Here is an 18362-nt window from a genome sequence, read left to right on the forward strand (position 1 = left end):
AGTGAGGTGCGCGGGGTCCCGTCGCCCCGTAGAGTCCCCAAGTCCCTTGCCGGGCAGGGGACAAGGCACTGGCCGGCGATACGGGGATCAGGAAGGCAGGGGCCACTCGGTGGACGAACTCGCAGAACGGCTCGGCCGGGTGTGCACCTTCATGGAGGAGGGCGAGCTGGAGGAGGCGGCCCGCGAGGCGGGCGCGCAGGATCTCGTCGCGGCGATCCTGGCGGCGCTGCGCGCGGGAGAGCCGGCGTCGCACCTCGCGCTGGAACGCTGGCTCGACAGCCTGGACGACCGGATGGCCGCGGCCGGGTTCGGCGTCGTGACCAGGGACACGAAAAGCTATCAACCCCTGCCCGGGGCCGGCGGCGGCCACCACGTGGCCCAACGGTGGAACTGCCCGGCCGCCCACCCCTGCGAGCGGGTGGCGAGCAGGGAACGGCGACCCGAAGCCCCGATGTGCGCGATGACGGATCGGCCCTTCGTCTACGGCCCGGCCCGGCTGTGAGCACCTTCCTCTTCGCCCTCGCCGGGAAGGCGGCCGAGAAGTGGCTCGTCCTGCTCGTTCTGCCGGGGGCGGGCTATCTCGCCTGCGTGGCGGCCGCCGTGGTCCTGGGGCACAGCTACGCACTGGACGTGGCCGCACTCCAGCGTTCCGTCGACCGGTTGGCCGCCCACCCGGGTGCCTCGAGCGCCGGCGTGATCCTGCTGGTGGCCGCCGGTGTGCTGGCGGCGGCAGCGCTGGCCGGCCTGTGCGCCAGGACGGCGGCCGTCGTCGTAGAACGTGCGTGGACCGCGCGCGGAGACCGGTGGCCCGCCCGCGTGCTCGTCCGGCGCAGGGTGCGGCGCTGGCGGCAGGCCGACGCGGCGTGCGAGGCGGCGGAGACCCGCTCCGACCTCGCCCGGGCCCTCGAGCGGCGCGACGCCATCGCGCTGCTGCGACCGCGACGACCCACCTGGATCGGCGACCGCTTCCACGCGGTCGACCAACGGGTCTACGACGCCTACGACGTGGACCTCGGCTCCGCGTGGCCCCGGCTCTGGCTGGTGGTGCCCGATGCCGTGCGCGCCGAACTCGTCACCGCCCGCGAGGCATACGGCGCCGCCTTCGGGCTCGCCGGGTGGGCCGCGCTCTACCTGGTCCTGGGCGCCTGGTGGTGGCCCGCGCTGCCGGCCGCCGCCGTCCTCGCGGCCACGGCTTGGGTGCGGGGCCGCGCGGCGACAGCGGTGCTGGCCGATCTCGTGGAGGCCACCGTCGACCTCCACGCCACCACCCTGGCCCAGGAACTCGGCCTGACCGGCGAACGGCCACCCCTCACCAGAGACATCGGCGCCGCGGTCACCGCCACCCTGCGCAAGGATCCGCCTCCGGTGCCGCCCAGCCCCGGCCCCTGACGGGCGTCGTCGGCCGTCGGCAAGGAGCACAAGTGACCGTGCAGCCCGACGACACCCAACGTCCCGGCCGTGACACAGTCCTCGACCAGGGCCGTTGGCCCTGATTTCGTTCGGCTACCTGCACCTCGGGCACGGGCCACGACCAACGGCACGCGCGCGTACGTGAGTTATCCGGAGATGGTGCTGAGGTCGACGCCGGTCAGATCGCAGCTGGCATCCCACAACTGCTCCGCGACGCCGGGGTCGGCGAGGTGCTTCCACACCGGTTCACGTCGGGGCTCGCCGCGCAGGCCGAAGACGCGCGGTCCCCACAGCTGGCCTCCGCTCACGGCCGGATCGAGCACCGCCCGGACCGCGGGCCATGCACCCGCGTGCTTGCCCTGGACGAGAAGGGCCGCAGGTGCCGCGCCCAGCCGCGCGCCGGTACTCCGCACATGAACCGGCGGCCGTGACGGGGTGAGGGAGTCCAGCGCGCCGCCGGGATGGACCACCACGCTCGCCACCGTGCTGCCGGCAGCCCGCAGGCGGCGGTCGAGTTCGACGCCGAAGTACATCTGCGCCAACTTGGAGCGACCGTAGGTGCGCTTGGGCTGGTAGTCCCTCCGGGACTGCAGGTCCTCCAGGTCGAGCCGCTCGGACTTTGCCGCGAAGCTGCCCATGGTCACAACGCGGGCCGCCGGCGCAGCCGACAGCAGCGGCATCAGCCGATGGGTCAAGGCGAAGTGCCCGAGGTGGTTCGTGCCGAACATGAGCTCGTGACCGTCCCCGGTCTCCTGGCGCGGTGGATCGTCCAGCGCCACGCCGGCGTTGTGAACCACGGCGTCAAGGCGCTCCACCTCCCGTTCCAGCGATTCCACCGCTTTCCTCAGCGACGAGAGGTCGGCCAGGTCCAGCCGTACGGCCCGCACCCGCGCACCGGACACACGCGCACGGATCGAGGCCGTGGCGACCTCGGCCCTGGCGGGATTCCGGCTGCCGAGCACGACGGTGGCTCCCGTTGCCGACAACTGCTCCGCGACGAAGTACCCGATGCCGGCGTTGCCGCCGGTGACCAAGAAGACGCGGCCGTCGGCGCCGGGGGGCCGTTGGACATTCCAGCGCGGGGTGGCGGGTGTGGACGACATGGCGAGGGGGCTCCCTTGCTGTTGAAGGCGGCTGCGGCCGCTCCCTTGGCAACGCGACAGCCACGCTTCCAGCGGCCACCGACACATCGCCTACGGATCACCGACAGCCCCACCGGACGGCCGACAACCCGCCGACACAGTGCCGGCACATCGCCGCACCACATCGCTGAGCATCACGTTTCCAACCGGAGGGCGCCGCACGCTCTTGCCAAGACAAATTCCATCGAGTCGCCCTGCTCACCGTCCGGCTGCGGACCAAGGTCAACGGCGGGCGCCGGCTCCGCTCCGCCGCCCTGGCCATGGTCTTCAAGCTCGTCGAGTCCGCCCAGCAGCGGTGGCGGGCCGTGACCTCAACGGTTCCTGAGTCTGTGCCGACGATTAGTGTTCGCCAGCATGCACGCGTCAGGAGGGGCAGTCATGGCTGAGGATCCGATCGACCTGATCCGGCTGGAGGGGGATGGCAACAGCGTCATCCTCCGGATCACCGGGAAGGAGCAGCGAAAGCGGCCCAACGAGGCCGATGTCTTGATCGGAGAGTTCGTGGTCGACACGCCGTTCGTCTGCGGCACCCTCAAGACCTGGCTCGTTCCCGAGGACCTGCGGCAGTGGCAGGTGGCCCTGGACTCGCTCGACGCGGGACAGGACATCGCGTGGCGCGAGGGAAAACGCGCCCCGTGTCTGTTCATCGAACTCGGCGAGAGCGACGACCGATGCCAGGTCACGATCAAGGACCGCTCAATGTCCCTGACGACGGTGACAGTCACCGTCCCACTGGCCGACGCCTGGTTCGATGCCGCGTACCAACGCCTGGACTCGGTCTGGGAGACCTGGCCCCTGACCGAAGACTGAACCACGGCCAACGAACGAGATCGCCGATCTCGTCGGGCCGGGGACTCGCCACGGGGTTGATCCACTGGCCTTGACCATTGCTGGCGGCGGCCTGGTGGAGACGTCTCCAGCGCAACCGGCAGAGCCCGCGTTCACGGCCGGCTCGTCAGGGTCGGGAGCTGGGGAGTCAGGGCTCGCGGTACATTCCGCTGCGGCAGCGGCCCACACGTCGCCGTGCCGTAGTCAACGCCACGGCGACGTGGGTGGAGCTGGCTCGATCCCGGGATTCCCCCCGGGGTCAGGCCGTGGGTCAGGCAGGCGTGATGTTCTCCGCCTGAGGACCCTTCTGCCCCTGGGTGATGTCGAACGTGACGGCCTGGCCCTCGGTCAGCTCACGAAAGCCGGAAGCGTTGATGTTGGAGTAGTGGGCGAAGACGTCCGGTCCGCCGCCGTCCTGAGCGATGAAGCCAAAACCCTTTTCGGCGTTGAACCACTTGACGGTTCCGCTGGCCATGCTGATGCCTCTCAATCGATGTCAGGAACCACTCTGCGCGGTCCCGGAGGTGATCGTCCTGGTTCCACACTGCACAGCAAAACGCCCGCGCCATAGCGCGGGCAGATACTGCGAACCACGACATCTGAGAGCGACGCTACACGGCAAATGTTGCCCTCGCCAGAGAACAACTACTGTGAGTCGCACGGGATGTCGCCGAGGACGTAGGCGGACGTGCGACCAGGTGGACCAGCGCGGCCCGGACATCGGCACCATCCGGGACATCACGGCACGCCGGCCGAAGACGCAGGCACCACCACCGCGACGGACGGCGCTCAGAACAACGGAATGTGGATCAATGCCCCAACCCGGCCCACAACACCGAACAGCACCCACGCGGTGCCGACTGGTCCCGGCGCGCTCACCTGTACCGCCCTCGTTCCGCGCGTTGCGCCGCGAACCGGGGAACCAGACGTGTCGCGGCGGCGACCAGGATCAGCAGGACGCTGACGGCCAGGGCTGTGACCACCGTGATCACATCCCTACGGCGTGCTGCTGGTCCCGGCCGCGTGACGCGAAGACGCCACCGCTCCCGTCCTTTCCGGTCTCCCGGCTTGCACAGCGGGCTGCCGTCATGAGCGCGGTCGCGGTCATCGGCGGGGCGGCGTCCGCGCTCGCGGCGGCCATCAGCCGGGCGGCCGAGGCGGCGCCGGTCTCGGGGGGAATCACCAGGAGGTTCCAGGGTCCCGTGGTGAAGGACAGCAGAAAGATTGCGTGCGGATCCAGCGCCGCCGTGAACCAACCGACCCTCACCACATGGCCGTTGACGAAGATCGTCGGCGGGAGGTTCGGCCAGGGGTGGGGGTTGACAGCCATTCGGGTGATCCGCCCCCACAGCGGATCCAGCACGTCTGCCAGCGCGCAGAGCTCGCTCGGCAGATCATGTGAACGAGGCCACCAGGCGCCGTCCAGTTCGGCGGACCCTCGGGAAGCACCCTCGGACTTCAGTGCGAGGCGCGCGGTCGGGGCGCTGAAGGGAACGGCCCGCAGCGGAGGAGGAGAGATGGTCGCGGACATCACGCGGAACCCGTCTCGGACCCCTGCGCCGGCACAGCCGTCCGGTGTCGTCGCTCACCAGGAACGGCACCGGCTTCGAAGCCGGTGTGCGAAGTGCTCCCGATGACCCCACGCTACTCCCCCGACGGGCCGAGCGGACCGTCCCGGACCCCGGCTGACTTCCTGGGCGGGCGGTCTCCACGGACCGGCTGGTCTCCAGCCGCCACCATGCCGGTTCTGCCGCGCGGGCGGCGTCCACGGTGAGGTCGAGGCGCGTCTCCCGTCGGCACCCGGGAGTTCGATGTCCCGGTGGAAGACGGGCCGGTTGTCTCACGCCAACCCGGTGCGTCACACGGCCCTCGGGGATGACCGCGTGCTGCCCGTCCATGGCCGACCGGGGAGTAGCGTGAAGCCAGGAAGTCACACCGTCCCCCCATTCCTGGCAGGCAGGCGAGTACGATGCCCGACTCCCACTCCCCGCATGTGACCAGGCTCCTGCCGGACGCCGTCCACAAGGCCGTGAAACCCGGGACGGCCGTCGTACGGCTGGAGACGACACCCGACCGCCAGGGAGTGCTCGACGGAGCATGGTGGCCACGCTCCCGTGACATCGCCGCCGAACTTCCCGCACTCGTCACCGCACTCACCGAGTACCTCGGGCCCATCACGCGCGTCGGCCTGGACACCGAAGCCTGGGAGGACCTGCCGACGCGGATGACCGTCGACGGCCGTGTCGTCCGCATCGACTCGTCTCCGGTCGGCGACGACACGGTCCTCATCACCCGGGGCTCGCAGGATCTCTTCTCCCTCCTCGTGGTCCCGCCACACGCGTCACCCGACGCGGCGCGCGCAGCCATGGCCGAAGCGATCCGCGCCGACAACGTCACGCAGGCCGCACAGATCCTCATCGACACCGGAAGCAGGGCCTGAGAAAGGGTCGGCCACGGAAACTCTCAGGCCGCTCCGGCGCCCGTGACGGCAGCCCTCAGGCCCGTCCGGCGCCGGTGCGCGGACGTCCGCAGTTCCGCGGTGTCGAAGCCACCCGCGATGATCAGCCGGAGCCGTCTACGGCGCAGCACGGCCCCCGCCGTACGAGCCGGCAGCCGACCCCCGGTTCGGCCGTACGCGGGATCCGGTCATGTACCGCAGGGCGTGGGGTTCGGGTCGCGGCCCAGACCGCGCAGCCCGGGGCCGGTGTCCGGCTCCGGCCGCACCACGGGTATCGAGTGAGGGGAGGTGGGACGGCAGGGCCGGTTGGCGGGAACAGGCCGGGGTGTGTCCCCACGGATGCACCCGGCGTGGTTCTCTGACGGACACGGGCTCCCCTCCCGCGAACCGTGAACTGCGAACCGTGACCGTGAACTGTGGGAAGGGGGTCGTGGACGTGCCGTGTCCGCAGTGGTCGCCCGTGGCCACCCGACCTGCTCGTCTCGGTACCGGTACGGGTATCCGCGTCGTGCGAAGAGGTCTCCGCCCATGCCCGCTCCCCTGCTGTCCTCGCTCACCGGCATGCTCATCGGTCCGGCCGACAGCCCCGCCGCCCGTCCGGTGCTGGCCACCTTGGGCCGGCTGACCACTCCGCTCGCGCCCGACGACTACCTCGGCCTGATCGACCCGCTGCTGTCCGCGCGCCACCCCGCCGGCCGTGTGACGGCCGTGCGGTCCGAGGGACCGCGGGCGGTCACCCTGGTGATCCGGCCAGGGAGGGGGTGGTCGGGTCACCGGGCCGGCCAGTACCTACCTGTCGGAGTCGAACTGGACGGCGTTCGGCACTGGCGGCCGTACTCACTGACCTGCCCACCGGGCGGCGGGCAGGACGGAGCCCTCACCATCACGGTCCAGGAGGAACCACGGGGCACGGTCTCCCCGCACCTGGTGCGTCACACGCCGCCGGGTGCGGTGCTGCGACTCGGGCCCGCGCAGGGGGAGTTCGTGCTGCCGCAGCCCCCACCCGCCCGCATGCTGATGGTGACGGCGGGCAGCGGCATCACGCCGGTGATGGGGATGCTGCGCACGCTCGCCCTCCGCTCACCGGCGCCCGGCGACGTCCTCCTGCTGCACAGCGCGCCCGGTCCCGAGGATTGTCTCTTCCGCGCCGAACTGGAGGACCTGGCAGCCCGGTTGCCGTGGCTGTGTCTCCAGGTGCGCCACACGCGCGAGGCCGGCCGGATCACCGCCCGACACATCATCGCGGCCTGCCCGGACTGGCGATCGCGTGAGACCTGGGCCTGCGGCCCGGCCGGGCTCCTCGACACGTTGGAGGAGCAGTGGGCCGCGGCCGGGGTGGCGGAGCGGTTGCACGTGGAGCGGTTCCGACTCGCTTCTTTGGACGCGCCGGACGCCGGCGCGCCCGGCGGGAGGGTGCGGTTCCGGCGCAGCGCCGTGGAGGCGCATGCGGCCGTGTCCACTCCCCTGCTGCACGTCGGTGAAGCGCTGGGGGTCGTGATGCCGTACGGCTGCCGCATGGGAATCTGCCACAGCTGCCTGGTCCCGCTCCTCGACGGCCGGATCCGCGATCTGCGCACCGGTGAACTGCACGGCGAACCGGGCGAGTTGATCCAGACCTGCGTCAACGGAGCCGCGGGTCCGCTCGTCCTCGACATCTAGGACTTCCCGAGGAGACCGCGCCATGACCGCAGCAACTACGTTGCCGAACCAGCAAGTTGACCTGAGCGACGAACTGGGCCGCGAACTCGACCGCATCCGGTCCGAGACCATCGCGGCGCGAGGTGCGACCGACGCCCGCTACATCCGCACCGTCCTCGCCGTGCAGCGCTCCCTGGAAGCGGGCGGCCGTCTCGCGCTCGCCGTCTCGCTCCTGCCACCGGCCTGGTGCGCGGGCACGGCCATGCTCACCGTGTCCAAGACGCTGGAGAACATGGAGCTGGGCCACAACATCCTGCACGGCCAGTGGGACTGGATGGGCGACCCGACGATCCACTCGACGACGTGGGAGTGGGACTTCCTCACCCCGGCCGACGCCTGGCAGCGGACCCACAACCACCTGCACCACACCTACACCAACGTCGTCGGACGCGACCGCGACCTCGGCTACACCATCCTGCGCATGAGCCCCGACCAGCCCTGGCATCCGGTCCACCTGCTCCAGCCGCTGTACGCGGCCCTGCTCGCGCCGGTCTTCGAGTGGGGCATCGCCCTCTACGACCTGGAGGCGGAAGCGGTCACGGACGGCCGCAAGAGTGTGCGTGCCTTGCTCGGCAGCATCACGGGCCTGGCCCGCAAGGCGTCGGCGCAGTCCGCAAAGGACTACCTCCTCTTCCCGCTCCTGGCCGGCCCCTCCGCCGTGCCCTGCCTCCTCGGCAATCTCACGGCGAACACCCTGCGCAACATCTGGGCCCACACTGTCATCTTCTGCGGTCACTTCCCGGACGACGTACAGACCTTCACCGAGGACCAGATCGAGGGCGAGACCCGAGGTCAGTGGTATCTCCGCCAGATCCAGGGCTCGGCGAACATCGAGGGCGGCCTCCTCTTCCACATCCTGAGCGGCAACCTCGGCCACCAGATCGAGCACCACCTCTTCCCCGACCTGCCCAGCAACCGCTACGCGGAGATCGCGCCCCGGGTACGGCAGATCTGCGCCCGATACGGTCTGCCCTACGTCACGGGGCCACTGCACAGGCAGTACGCGTCGATGTGGGGGCGCGTACTGCGCCACGCCCTGCCCTGGGGCTTCCGACGGTGAAAAGACCACGCCCCCAAGGGCGGACGACGGCGAGCACGGCGCATCCGCCGAGTGTATGTTCTTGCTGATATGTGCCGATTCACCATTCGGTGTTCAAGCTGACGCGACCACACGGCGCGGCGCCGAACTCGGGAGGATCCATCGCCGGAACCACGTCGGAGAGCGGCTCGGGGCCGGCGGCGCGCAGTCAGCCTCCGGAAGCCGATCTGCTGAGGACGATGCTGGGCAGGCCGGAGTACCGCAGGGCCCTGGTGTTCTGCGGGCTCATCGGCATTCCTGTGGCACTCATCGCCTTCTGGTTCCTCGTGGCGATCCACCAGCTGGAACAGCTGCTCTGGACGGACTGGCCCAAGGACCTGGGCTGGCAGCACGCACCCTGGTGGTGGGCGCTTCCCCTGTTCGCGGTGGCCGGGCTGGTCGTCGGCCTGGTGGTCACGCACCTACCGGGCCGGGGCGGTCACGTTCCAGCCGGCGGTCTGCACTCGGGCGGGATCACCAGGCAGGCTCTGCCGGGCGTCCTCATCGCCGCTCTGGTGGGCCTGCCCCTCGGTGTCGTGCTGGGTCCCGAGGCGCCGCTGATCGCGATGGGCGGCGGACTGGCGCTGCTCTTCGCGAACCTGGCCAGGGCGCCGGAGACCGATGCGAGCAAGGCCCTGCTCGGTGCGGCCGGGGCCGCCGCCGCCGTCTCCGCGCTCTTCGGAAACCCCGTCGTGGGTGCGGTTTTGCTGATGGAAGTGGCCGGGGTGGGCGGGCCGCAGCTGTTCGCGGTGATGCTGCCGGTCCTGCTGGCCAGCGGGGTGGGAGACCTGATCTTCACCGGGTTCGTCCACTGGACCGGCTACGAGACCGGGAGCCTGAACATCGGTCTGCCCAAACCGCCTCCCCTCGACGGGGCCGACGTGCTGTGGGCGCTCCTGCTGGCACCGGTCGTCGGCTTCGTCGTCCACTGGCTCTTCGTGGGCGGGCGCTATACCGCCCGCTTCGTGACGACCCGGACGGTGCGGAACACCACCCTGTGCGCGCTGGGGGCGGCCGCCTTCGTCACCCTCTACGCGGTGTCCACCGGGCGTTCGCCCGCCGACGCCGCCCTGTCCGGGGAGTCCGCCCTGGCCGACCTGGCGCAGAACCCGCACGCGTGGCCGGTGGGCGCCCTCGTGGCGGTGCTGGTCTTCAAGAGCCTCGCGTACACCCTGTGCCTGGGCAGCCTGCGCGGCGGCCCCGTCTTCCCTGCCCTGTTCCTGGGCGGGGCGGCCGGTGTGCTGCTGGCGCCGCTGCCCGGTCTCGGGCTGGTGCCGGCGATGGCGGTCGGAATGGCAGCCTCGGTGACGGCAGCCCTGCGGCTGCCCGTGAGCAGCGTGATCCTGGTCGTGCTCCTGTTGGGCAATGTGGACACCGTGGCCTTGGTGGTGCTGGCCGCCGTGACGTCCTTCGTCCTCGCCCAGGTGTTGCCGCAGGGCCCGGAGATCCCCGCGTTCGGCGAGCAGCCAAGCCGGTCGGGCACGGCGCCCGGGCCCACCACGGCTCGGCGGAACCCCCGCTCGGCGCCGCGGGACGACGGCTAGACCGGCGTCGCGCCGGCGGGCGGCGGCTCGTCTTCCGGCACGTCGACGGACGGCGTACCGAGGTGGCGGGCCGCCCACGGCTCCTTGGCGACGACCGCGCCGGTGGTGATGCACAGCGCCGCGACCACGCAGAGCGCGATCAACCAGGACAGCAGGGTGAAGACCGCGCCCAGCGAACCGTACTTCTCCAGGCTGTGGTTGAGGGCGCGGGGGACGTACAGCGGCACTGAGGCGGTGAGCACGCTCAGAGCCACGCCTGTCAGCAGCGCACCCGGCAGCAGCGGCAGCCACGGCACCCGGGCGGCCGGCAACAGGTGCTGCGACCACCACCACAGGCCGATCTCCGCGATCAGCAGCAGCGGGACGCCCAGCCACAGCCCGAGGCCGGTGCGCAGGCTCCCCTGCAGACCGATCATGACCAGCCACGCAGCGAGCCAGGCGATCCAGCGCCAGGCGGCCACCCGTGCGCTCGATCGGCAGGCCCCAGGCCCGTTCGCAGAGCCGTTGCATGGCGCGGCTGCAGAGCCATGGACAGTTGGGCGTTCGCGTCTCCGGACAGTCCGAAGGCGTCGTGCACCGATCTGGCGAACTGGTCGCGCAACTCGTGCGGGGCGATGGCGGCCACCACGAACAACAGAGGGACGGCCGTGAGGAGGTGCGTGATCAGCGGACACCAGGTCTCGCTCCGGGCCCGCAGTTGGCGCAGCCGGGAACTCGTCGAGAGCCTCCGCCTCCACCAGGGTGCCCGGCGTGACGGGCGGTCCGGGCGGTCGTCTCCGGCGCCTGTCCCTGGCTGCATGCTGTCAGCGTGCCGCCGCTGCCACCGCGCGGCTCGCGGTTGCCCCACGGTGTGAGGCAACCGGGTGAATACGTGCGAGCACTTCCGTCAGGACTCCCGCGGCACGACGCACAGCGCCCAGATGACGAAGCCGTACAGCGCGATCAGCGTGAGCGACCAGACGGGGTAGTACGGCACCGACAGGAAGTTGGCGATGACCAGCAGTCCGGCGATGCCGACTCCGGCGACCCGGGCCCACATGGCGCGCGAGAACAGGCCGGCGCCGACGCCCATGGCGATCACTCCGAGGACCAGCTGGATCCAGCCCCAGCTGGTGAGGTCGAACTGGAAGACGTAGTTCGGGGTGGACAAGTAGACATTGTCGTTGGCGATCGCCATGATGCCCCGAAAAAGGTCCAGGATTCCGGCGATGAACAACATGACTGCGGCGAACATCACCAGTCCGCCGGCCGCCGCCTCGGACGTTTCCGAGCGGTGGTGGCGCGTGATCGTTGTCATGGCCGACTCCTCACATCGTTGGTGGACGCAGCACCCATCACTGCAATTCCGAGCATGTGGGGTGATGCAGGGGGCGTGATCACCCGTGGCGGGTGAGGCTCGTGATTCCGATCGTTGGTGCGCTGAAAGCCCAGACGGGAGGGCTCGCACATGAGCAGCGAAGCCTGGACCGGCCTGGCGGTGGCGGGCGTCCTCTGCGCCTACGCGCTGGGATCACGGCGCCTGGCGTCGACACCGGTGTCGTCGGCGATGGTGTTCGTAGGCTGCGGAGTGCTCCTGGGGCCGGCCGCGCTCGACATCCTCGACCTCAAACGCGACACCGGGCCGATCCTCACGCTGCTCGAGGCGGCCCTGACCCTGGTGCTGTTCACCGATGCCATGGCCGTGGGCCCCAGGGACCTGCGGACGGGAGGTTTTCTGCCGGGCCGGCTGCTCGGCATCGGGCTGCCGTTGAGCATCGGAGCGGGCTGGCTCCTGGCGTGGCCGCTGCTGCCCGGGCTGACGGGCTGGGAACTCGCACTGGTCGGCGCGATCCTCGCTCCCACTGACGCGGCCCTCGGCAAGACGGCCATGACCAGTCCGCGAGTCCCCACCCTCGTCCGGCACGGACTCAACGTGGAGAGCGGCCTGAACGACGGCATGGCGCTGCCGTTCTTCGTGCTCTTCCTGGCCGGTATTCCGGGCACGTCCGCCGCCGCGGAGGGGACGGCCGGCGTCTTCTGGCGCGCGCTCGTGCTGAGCGCGACGCTGGGCCTCCTGGTCGGCACGGGCGGCGGCTGGCTGCTGCGGCGGGCGCAGGCGCGCGGATGGGTCTCGCGCGAGTGGGCGCAACTCTTCGTCCCGGCGGCCGCCGCGGCATCGTACGCACTCGGTGTCCTGGTGGACGGCAGCGGATTCATCGCCGCGTGGGTCGCCGGTTTCGCCTTCGGTCTCGCCCTGCGCCGGTTCGGGACCACCGACGCGGCCACCGGACCGCAGGAGGGACCCGACGGTGTCGCCGAGTTCACCGAGACCCTGGGCGGGCTCCTGGCCTCCGTCAGCCTGTTCGTCTTCGGCGCGGTACTGCTGGGGCCGGCGCTGGAGCACCTGAGCTGGCGGACCGTCGGTTACGCGGTCCTCAGTCTCACCGTCGTCCGGATGCTGCCGGTGGCGGTCGCGCTCGCCCGCAGCGGGCTTCGCCCGCCCACGGTGGCGTACATCGGATGGTTCGGGCCACGGGGGCTCGCGTCCGTGGTGCTCGGGCTGCTCGTCCTGGAGGAGCACGTACCCGGTACGGAGCTGCTGGAGCGGGCGGTCGCGGTCACCGTCGGCCTGAGCGTCCTCCTGCACGGTGTCTCGGCCGTTGCCCTCGCGGACAGGTACGGCCGCTGGCACGAGGAGACCACGGCCACGGGCAGGGAGCTGTGCGAGGGGACCCCCGTCTCCGTGCCCACCACCCGGCGCGGGACCGCCGTGCGATGACGCCGTACGCCGCTGCGGGGCGGGGGCGTACGGGGCCGGTGCTCCGTCACCCACCAAGGGTGAGGCAGGAGGGCCGTACGTTTCCCATGGTGAAAGTACAACCGGTCGGATTCGGGGCACCGAGGAGACGCGTCACGGCCGAGCCCTTCCAGGGCAGGATCGGATCGCGACATGGGCGTCCGCCACGCGAACTTCCGCACAACGGCACTGTGCTCACCGACCAGGAGGGAGCCGGAAGATGGCCGAGAAAACGATCGGGGCAGAGGGCGTCGGCGCCCCCGCCGAGGCGGATACCCCCGTGTTCGACACCCTTGTCCAGATGACGCTCAACGCGTTCGAGCGATCCGGTCTGGACCCCGAGACCTACCTGCTGACCCGCATCGCGGCGCTCGTCGCCATGGACGCCTCCCCCGCCTCGTATCTGCTCAACATCGGCACCGCAGAGGAGATCGGCGTGACCCCCGAGAGGATCAGGGGCACCCTCGTGGCCATCGCCCCCGTGGTCGGCAGCGCCCGCGTCGTGTCCGCCGCTCGCGGCATCGGAGAGGCCTTCGGGCTCCCGCTGCTGCCCGGCGGAGTGGAGGAGCAAGAAGGAGCGGTGACATGAATCTGGCCTACGACTACCCGGTCCTCGGAGCGTTCTGGACGGCCATGTGGATCTTCCTGTGGGTCCTGTGGATCGTGCTGCTCTTCCGGATCATCGGCGACATCTTCCGGGACGACACGCTCGGCGGAGGAGGCAAGACGGGGTGGCTCATCTTCGTGATCCTGCTCCCCTTCCTCGGCGTGTTCGTCTACGTCCTGGCACGCGGCAAGGGCATGGGCGATCGCGAGGCGCGGCATGCCCGAGCCCGGCAGCGGGCTTTCGACGACTACGTCCGCGAGACCGCCGGCACCGGTGCGGGGTCCGCAAGCGAGGCGGATCAACTCGCCAAGCTCTCCGAGGTCCGCTCCAGGGGTGACATCTCCGACGCCGAGTTCCAGCGGGCCAAGGAGAAGATCCTCCACTGAACGCGGGGTGAAGCCGCCGTGCCGGCCGCTCACAGCGGCTGGCACGGCTGTCTGTCGCGCCTCCTCAGCCGGACTCGGCCGGCAGTCTGCCGGCGCCGACGGCGTCGACGAGGGCCTGGTGGTCCTGCTCGTTCTGGTCGGCGTAGCGCTCGGCGAACGTCTCGAGGGCCCGGTCGAAGACGTCCCCGCCCCCCAGATACGCCGCGATGGCGATACGGTCGCCGGACCTGGCGTGGGCGCGGGCAAGCGTCGCACCGCACAGGGCGCCGAACGTACGCATGCCCCGCGGCACCATGTCCTCGGCCACGGGGACCCCTTTCCAGTCCCGCAACTGCCGTACGTAGAAGTCCCGCTGCCGGCCGTCGATCCCCTCGACGCGCTCCCAGCCCAGGAGGATGTCGCTGGTGGCCTGCATCAGCCGCTGCCCGGAGACGACCCGCTCGCCCTGTGTGGGATACGCGGTGCCTCCGACGTGGGCCGCCAGCACCGATTCGTCGGCTTCTTTGGCCTGCAGGAACAGGGGATCCTCGTCGTCCCGCCCCAGCAGGAGGACGATCCAGCAGCGGGTGCCCACGCTGCCGACGCCGACGACCTTGCGGGCCATGTCGGCCAGCCGGTACTGCTCCAGCAGGAAGCGCCGGTCCGACTGCAGCGTTTTGCCGTAGCGCTCGATCAGCCGCCTGATCTGCTGCTCCAGTTCGTCTCGCCGGTCGTCCGGCAGCAGGTCCTGCAGGGGCGTGACGAGCGGCGGATCAGGGGTGATGCGACGCTCGCCGTCGATGACACTGGTGAGCTTGGCGAAGGCCTGGAGGGTGTCGCGCGAACGCGCCTTGGCCACGGCCTGCCCCCAGCGATCCCGCTGCCGGGTGGACAGTTCCCCTCCGAACCGGGCCCGTACCCACTCCTCATCGAACTGGGCATACCAGACGGCCATGTTGCCAAGGCCCGCGAAAGCGCGCATGTTCTCGCGATAGGACCGAACGGTGGCCCGTACGATCGCGGCCCGCTCTGTGGTGCTGAAGCCGTTCAACCGGCCCGCGATGACGAGACTGGCGGCCAGCCGCTTGACGTCCCACTCCCAGGGCCCCGGCAGCGTCTCGTCGAAGTCGTTGATGTCGAACATGAGACGGCGCTCGGGCGACGCGAGCATCCGGAAGTTCAACATATGGGCATCGCCGCACAGTTGGGTCCGAAACCCCGTCCTCGGTGTGTCCGCGAGGTCCGATGCCATGATGGCGGCGGCTCCCCGGTAGAACCGGAACGGCGATTCGGACATCCTTCCGTAGCGGATCGGGACGAGGTCGGGCAGGCGCGACGCCGACTGCTTTTCGATGATCTCCAACGGGTCCGGCCGCTTCGGTCCTGGCGCGAACTCGGCATGACTGGAGCGGGGCACGGCTGCTCGTGCCGCCCTGCCGAGCGCGAGCCGCTCCTGCGGTGTGCGGTGCCGCAACTCGCGGCCGTCCAGATGGTTGTCGGTCATGACAGCGGCTCCAGAGGATGGTCGCCTCCGCGAACGACGGCGGCGACAGGCCGTCGGTGGTCGATCGACCGCTCCGTATCGCCTGCCGGCCCTCGACCGTGCTGCCGCGATCGCCGCGGTCCGGGCACCGCACTCAGTGCGTGCTCCGCCCTGACCTGGTGAACGCTCGCGCCGTCGCAGCGACAGCCCCCAGGCTTCCTCACTCAACGTATCCCCGAAGGGAGCACGCAGCGAGCCGAGTCAGTGAGCGGCCGCGGCACCGGTCCGGGAGCCGTCGGCCGGGGTGGAGCCGTCGTAGTCCAGGAATTCGCGGATGGCGAAGGCCACCAAGGTGATCACCACGGTCCACACCACGACGGCCGTGGTCGGGTAGGTCCAGGTGAACAGCACGATCGCCGCGACCACCAGGATGACCACCCCGATCCAGCGCTTGAAGCGGTGGACGAACCGCCCGACCGCGCCGAGACGAAGGCCCGCCGACGTCGTCACGTCGCGCAGCGCGCCGATACTCCTCCGGCAGCCGGTGCGCGTGGCGACGGCGATCCGGGACGGGCCGGCGAGGAAGGCTCCGGCGGCGGTGAACAGGGCGACCGCGGCGAGGGCACGTACACCGGCCCGCAGGAACTTGACGAGGGCGTCGTACACGGATCCCGCGGCTGCCTGGGAGGCGCCGGGCGGCAGATGATTGAGGTAGACGTCCCGGCCCACGGTGAGGCCGATGCCCAGGACCAGCATGGCTACGAACACCGCCAGCGCGGCCCCGATCAGTGCGTGCCGGCGATTGAACGCCACGTACACCCCCGCGGCCGCGATCAGGAGCGCGATGACGGGCAGCCAGCCGCCGAGGAGTTGCAGCACTCTCATATAGGTTCTGATCTTGCCGATGTCCTTGGACGCGAACACCACGAAGTTCGTGTGGACGGCCGGGATCTTCGCGGCGGGTGCGAAGCCGGCGTCGACGAGCCGGGTCTTGACGTCGGCGACGATCGGCCCGAGGTCGATGACAACCTGGTTGTTCTCCAGTTTGACCGCGCCGTTTGCCTGGCCCGTCAGGGCCTTGTCCAGCGCCGCGTGCGCCCTGCGGTTGGCGTTCACCCAGACCGTCTTGAAGGCGCTGCTGGTGACCACCCGCTCCACCGAGCTGCTGACGACCTGCTTGAGCCCGTTCTCGATCGGGCCCTGCAGGTTGCCCAGAAGCTTGGCCGTCTGCGGCGGAACCCCCTTCTGCGCGGCCGCGTCCGTCAGCTGCTTGACCAGCGCCTGCACGTCGACCTGCGCCAGTACGGCGTTGGTGACCCGTTTGGTGACCGCCTGCTGCACGTCGGGATCGCTCGCCAGCGGTCCGACGGTCGCGACGTAACGGTCCGTGTCCCGCACGATGCTGTTCGCCCACACCGCTACGACGGACAACAACGACAGCAGCGCGGCGAAAAGGATCAGCAGGACCGAGCCGAGCGAGCGGAACGGGTGATGCCGTGCCTGCCGGGGCGGCCCGGCGCTCTCCAGGGCATTGACCCGCTGCCGCAGCTGGGCCAGTTCGCCCCGCTCCTCGGCCGAGAGCTGTTCGTCGCCGCTGTCGCTCATGGTCACCAGCACACCGGTACCGGGCGGCGCGCGCGATCCAGGTGAACCAGGCGGGTGAACGGCCCACCCGGCGGCCGCTACTCCTGGCTGCGACTCGGGGCGCTGAGCGCCTCCCCTTCTTCTGCTCCCGGTTCTCCCGCCAATGGCCGATGGCCGATGAGGCATCACCCCGAGGCCGATACGTCTCGCCCCGCTGCTTCCGCAGCAACGTCTACCGATCCCGTCCCGGCGGCCCTGGGCGGCTGCCACGCGCCGTCCGGTGCGGCCATCTCCCGGCCGGTGGGCAGCGCCGCAGGTAGCCGCGCGTCCCAGGGCGCGACGAACGTCGTGGGAAGGGCCGGCGGGCGTTCCCGGCCGGCGTTGGCGATCACCACCGCGACGTACGGGAGCAACAGGCCCAGCACCAGCGCGGCCATGGCGATGTAACGCTCCACGTCCCACAGCACTATCGCGAGGACCACCGAGAGGGTACGGACGGACATCGCGATCACATAGCGCCGCTGCCGTGCCCGTACATCCTCGGCAAGTCCGGTCCGGGCGCCGGTGATCCGGAACACCTGACCCCTGCCACCGTGCTGTTCGTACATCGCATCCACCATCCGTCCGCATCGGACACCTGGTCCCGACCCTCCACGGAGGCCGGTGCGGTCACACCGACCTGAGGTCGGCTACCGAGACCTCACCAAAGAGACACGACAGGGGGCCTCGTTGTGACACTGCAGGCCGTATTCACCTCGCGGTTACAGGCCGCCGGCGCACGTGGATGGGCGAGTACTCCCTGGCGGTTCCGTCACGAACTCAACCGGACGGCCGGAGCGGGGACCGCATGCCGAGCCACTGCTCGGCGCCCCATGCCTCGAACCGCTCCACCTCGGTGAACCCCAACTTCGCCGCGAGGCGCATCGAGCCGACGTTGGCGGACTGGGTGGTGAGCACCACCGGCTCACCGGGAAGCGCGCCGGCGAGCCAGCCGAGCGCCGCCGTACACGCCTCTGCGGCATACCCGAATCCCCACGCCCGCGGCAGGAACAGGTAGCCGAGATCGGCCTTCCCCGCGGCAGCCGGACGACGGTGCCCCGTAGCTCTCCTGAGCAGGATCTGGCCGATCATCGACCCGTCGAGATCAACGACGAAACTCCCGGGCCACCGCTCGGGCACCTCAGGCGTCTCGCGCTCAAGCTCGTCACGCGGGCGGGGCCCGCCGAGGTAGGTATGCACCTCTGGCGAGGCGAGCAGCTCGATGAACGCCGCACGGTCCCGCGCCTCGGGCTCACGGAGCACGAGCCGCTCGGTTCTGATCGGCTCCGGCGGCCAGGCCACGGGTCCAAGATCTTCCATCCGCGCACGCTAACAGGTGGTCGGAGCAAC

20 protein-coding genes are annotated in these 18362 nt (G+C 70.5%); 10 read left to right on the forward strand and 10 right to left on the reverse strand.

The window, feature by feature from the left end:
- Positions 1 to 109 precede the first annotated feature (109 nt).
- Both ACIBN2_RS28685 and ACIBN2_RS28690 read left to right on the forward strand, forming a co-directional pair.
- Entirely contained in the window at positions 110 to 502 is a 393-nt protein-coding gene (locus ACIBN2_RS28685) for a hypothetical protein (protein WP_399138531.1), read from the forward strand.
- Entirely contained in the window at positions 499 to 1389 is an 891-nt protein-coding gene (locus tag ACIBN2_RS28690; RefSeq protein WP_399138533.1) for a hypothetical protein, read from the forward strand. Before ACIBN2_RS28685 ends, ACIBN2_RS28690 begins: the two co-directional genes overlap by 4 nt.
- A 167-nt stretch (positions 1390 to 1556) precedes the next feature.
- Here ACIBN2_RS28690 and ACIBN2_RS28695 read toward each other — a convergent pair whose 3' ends face one another.
- On the reverse strand, positions 1557 to 2513 hold the full coding sequence (locus tag ACIBN2_RS28695) for an SDR family NAD(P)-dependent oxidoreductase (protein ID WP_399138535.1): 957 nt from the start codon (positions 2511 to 2513) through the stop codon (positions 1557 to 1559).
- Between the two features lie 417 nt (positions 2514 to 2930).
- On the opposite strand from ACIBN2_RS28695, the gene ACIBN2_RS28700 reads away from it, so the two are divergent.
- Entirely contained in the window at positions 2931 to 3362 is a 432-nt protein-coding gene (locus ACIBN2_RS28700; RefSeq protein ID WP_399138536.1) for a DUF5959 family protein, read from the forward strand.
- A gap of 289 nt (positions 3363 to 3651) precedes the next feature.
- Here ACIBN2_RS28700 and ACIBN2_RS28705 read toward each other — a convergent pair whose 3' ends face one another.
- Complete coding sequence (locus ACIBN2_RS28705; RefSeq protein ID WP_030037994.1) at positions 3652 to 3855, reverse strand: cold-shock protein; 204 nt, start codon at positions 3853 to 3855, stop codon at positions 3652 to 3654.
- 513 nt (positions 3856 to 4368) lie between these two features.
- Complete coding sequence (locus ACIBN2_RS28710; RefSeq protein ID WP_399138537.1) at positions 4369 to 4911, reverse strand: DUF5994 family protein; 543 nt, start codon at positions 4909 to 4911, stop codon at positions 4369 to 4371.
- 438 nt (positions 4912 to 5349) lie between these two features.
- Between ACIBN2_RS28710 and ACIBN2_RS28715 the strand changes: the two genes are divergently transcribed.
- A complete protein-coding gene (locus ACIBN2_RS28715; protein ID WP_399138539.1) occupies positions 5350 to 5820 on the forward strand; it encodes a DUF5994 family protein in 471 nt (156 codons plus the stop codon).
- Positions 5821 to 5843: 23 nt separating this feature from the next.
- On the opposite strand, the gene ACIBN2_RS28720 is transcribed toward ACIBN2_RS28715, so the two are convergent.
- Positions 5844 to 5969 carry a hypothetical protein gene (locus tag ACIBN2_RS28720; RefSeq protein ID WP_399138540.1) on the reverse strand — a complete coding sequence of 42 codons (126 nt, stop codon included), beginning with the start codon at positions 5967 to 5969 and terminating at the stop codon, positions 5844 to 5846.
- Between the two features lie 430 nt (positions 5970 to 6399).
- Between ACIBN2_RS28720 and ACIBN2_RS28725 the strand changes: the two genes are divergently transcribed.
- The 3 genes from ACIBN2_RS28725 to ACIBN2_RS28735 all read left to right on the forward strand — a co-directional run bounded on the left by ACIBN2_RS28725 (position 6400) and on the right by ACIBN2_RS28735 (position 10158).
- Positions 6400 to 7497 carry a ferredoxin reductase gene (locus ACIBN2_RS28725; RefSeq protein ID WP_399138972.1) on the forward strand — a complete coding sequence of 366 codons (1098 nt, stop codon included), beginning with the start codon at positions 6400 to 6402 and terminating at the stop codon, positions 7495 to 7497.
- Positions 7498 to 7519: 22 nt separating this feature from the next.
- Positions 7520 to 8596, forward strand: coding sequence for a fatty acid desaturase family protein (locus tag ACIBN2_RS28730; protein ID WP_399138542.1), 1077 nt, complete (start codon positions 7520 to 7522; stop codon positions 8594 to 8596).
- A gap of 218 nt (positions 8597 to 8814) precedes the next feature.
- Entirely contained in the window at positions 8815 to 10158 is a 1344-nt protein-coding gene (locus ACIBN2_RS28735; protein ID WP_399138544.1) for a chloride channel protein, read from the forward strand.
- On the opposite strand, the gene ACIBN2_RS28740 is transcribed toward ACIBN2_RS28735, so the two are convergent.
- Entirely contained in the window at positions 10155 to 10619 is a 465-nt protein-coding gene (locus ACIBN2_RS28740) for a hypothetical protein (protein WP_399138546.1), read from the reverse strand. The two genes, ACIBN2_RS28735 and ACIBN2_RS28740, sit on opposite strands and share 4 nt — an antisense overlap.
- Before the next feature lie 425 nt (positions 10620 to 11044).
- On the reverse strand, positions 11045 to 11455 hold the full coding sequence (locus tag ACIBN2_RS28745) for a hypothetical protein (protein ID WP_399138548.1): 411 nt from the start codon (positions 11453 to 11455) through the stop codon (positions 11045 to 11047).
- 150 nt (positions 11456 to 11605) lie between these two features.
- Here ACIBN2_RS28745 and ACIBN2_RS28750 point away from each other — a divergent pair, with 150 nt between their 5' ends.
- The 3 genes from ACIBN2_RS28750 (at position 11606) to ACIBN2_RS28760 (ending at position 13927) form a co-directional block, all read left to right on the forward strand.
- Complete coding sequence (locus ACIBN2_RS28750; protein ID WP_399138550.1) at positions 11606 to 12916, forward strand: cation:proton antiporter; 1311 nt, start codon at positions 11606 to 11608, stop codon at positions 12914 to 12916.
- Positions 12917 to 13154: 238 nt separating this feature from the next.
- Entirely contained in the window at positions 13155 to 13523 is a 369-nt protein-coding gene (locus tag ACIBN2_RS28755; RefSeq protein ID WP_399138551.1) for a carboxymuconolactone decarboxylase family protein, read from the forward strand.
- Positions 13520 to 13927, forward strand: a complete 408-nt coding sequence (locus ACIBN2_RS28760; RefSeq protein WP_399138552.1) for an SHOCT domain-containing protein — start codon at positions 13520 to 13522, stop codon at positions 13925 to 13927. The genes ACIBN2_RS28755 and ACIBN2_RS28760 overlap by 4 nt, the downstream gene beginning before the upstream one ends.
- A gap of 64 nt (positions 13928 to 13991) precedes the next feature.
- Here ACIBN2_RS28760 and ACIBN2_RS28765 read toward each other — a convergent pair whose 3' ends face one another.
- The 4 genes from ACIBN2_RS28765 to ACIBN2_RS28780 form a co-directional block, all read right to left on the reverse strand.
- Entirely contained in the window at positions 13992 to 15410 is a 1419-nt protein-coding gene (locus ACIBN2_RS28765) for a DUF2252 domain-containing protein (RefSeq protein WP_399138553.1), read from the reverse strand.
- Between the two features lie 240 nt (positions 15411 to 15650).
- A complete protein-coding gene (locus ACIBN2_RS28770) occupies positions 15651 to 16994 on the reverse strand; it encodes a hypothetical protein (RefSeq protein ID WP_399138555.1) in 1344 nt (447 codons plus the stop codon).
- A gap of 164 nt (positions 16995 to 17158) precedes the next feature.
- The gene (locus tag ACIBN2_RS28775; protein ID WP_399138556.1) at positions 17159 to 17581 is read right to left on the reverse strand and encodes a DUF3099 domain-containing protein; all 423 of its coding nucleotides are present in this window, start codon (positions 17579 to 17581) and stop codon (positions 17159 to 17161) included.
- A 211-nt stretch (positions 17582 to 17792) separates the two neighbouring features.
- Complete coding sequence (locus ACIBN2_RS28780; RefSeq protein WP_399138558.1) at positions 17793 to 18332, reverse strand: GNAT family N-acetyltransferase; 540 nt, start codon at positions 18330 to 18332, stop codon at positions 17793 to 17795.
- Between the last annotated feature and the right edge of the window lie 30 nt (positions 18333 to 18362).

This window comes from Streptomyces sp. NPDC050534 (assembly GCF_044457745.1).
Classification (GTDB): Bacteria; Actinomycetota; Actinomycetes; order Streptomycetales; family Streptomycetaceae; genus Streptomyces.

Coding starts and splice junctions, on each gene's coding strand:
- ACIBN2_RS28775 (WP_399138556.1), bottom strand. CDS start 17,581: ATGTACGAACAGCACGGTGGCAGGGGTCAGGTGTTCCGGATCACCGGC.
- ACIBN2_RS28780 (WP_399138558.1), bottom strand. CDS start 18,332: ATGGAAGATCTTGGACCCGTGGCCTGGCCGCCGGAGCCGATCAGAACC.
- ACIBN2_RS28715 (WP_399138539.1), top strand. CDS start 5,350: ATGCCCGACTCCCACTCCCCGCATGTGACCAGGCTCCTGCCGGACGCC.
- ACIBN2_RS28710 (WP_399138537.1), bottom strand. CDS start 4,911: ATGTCCGCGACCATCTCTCCTCCTCCGCTGCGGGCCGTTCCCTTCAGC.
- ACIBN2_RS28755 (WP_399138551.1), top strand. CDS start 13,155: ATGGCCGAGAAAACGATCGGGGCAGAGGGCGTCGGCGCCCCCGCCGAG.
- ACIBN2_RS28745 (WP_399138548.1), bottom strand. CDS start 11,455: ATGACAACGATCACGCGCCACCACCGCTCGGAAACGTCCGAGGCGGCG.
- ACIBN2_RS28730 (WP_399138542.1), top strand. CDS start 7,520: ATGACCGCAGCAACTACGTTGCCGAACCAGCAAGTTGACCTGAGCGAC.
- ACIBN2_RS28695 (WP_399138535.1), bottom strand. CDS start 2,513: ATGTCGTCCACACCCGCCACCCCGCGCTGGAATGTCCAACGGCCCCCC.
- ACIBN2_RS28735 (WP_399138544.1), top strand. CDS start 8,815: ATGCTGGGCAGGCCGGAGTACCGCAGGGCCCTGGTGTTCTGCGGGCTC.
- ACIBN2_RS28770 (WP_399138555.1), bottom strand. CDS start 16,994: ATGAGCGACAGCGGCGACGAACAGCTCTCGGCCGAGGAGCGGGGCGAA.
- ACIBN2_RS28765 (WP_399138553.1), bottom strand. CDS start 15,410: ATGACCGACAACCATCTGGACGGCCGCGAGTTGCGGCACCGCACACCG.
- ACIBN2_RS28705 (WP_030037994.1), bottom strand. CDS start 3,855: ATGGCCAGCGGAACCGTCAAGTGGTTCAACGCCGAAAAGGGTTTTGGC.
- ACIBN2_RS28760 (WP_399138552.1), top strand. CDS start 13,520: ATGAATCTGGCCTACGACTACCCGGTCCTCGGAGCGTTCTGGACGGCC.
- ACIBN2_RS28750 (WP_399138550.1), top strand. CDS start 11,606: ATGAGCAGCGAAGCCTGGACCGGCCTGGCGGTGGCGGGCGTCCTCTGC.
- ACIBN2_RS28725 (WP_399138972.1), top strand. CDS start 6,400: ATGCTCATCGGTCCGGCCGACAGCCCCGCCGCCCGTCCGGTGCTGGCC.
- ACIBN2_RS28700 (WP_399138536.1), top strand. CDS start 2,931: ATGGCTGAGGATCCGATCGACCTGATCCGGCTGGAGGGGGATGGCAAC.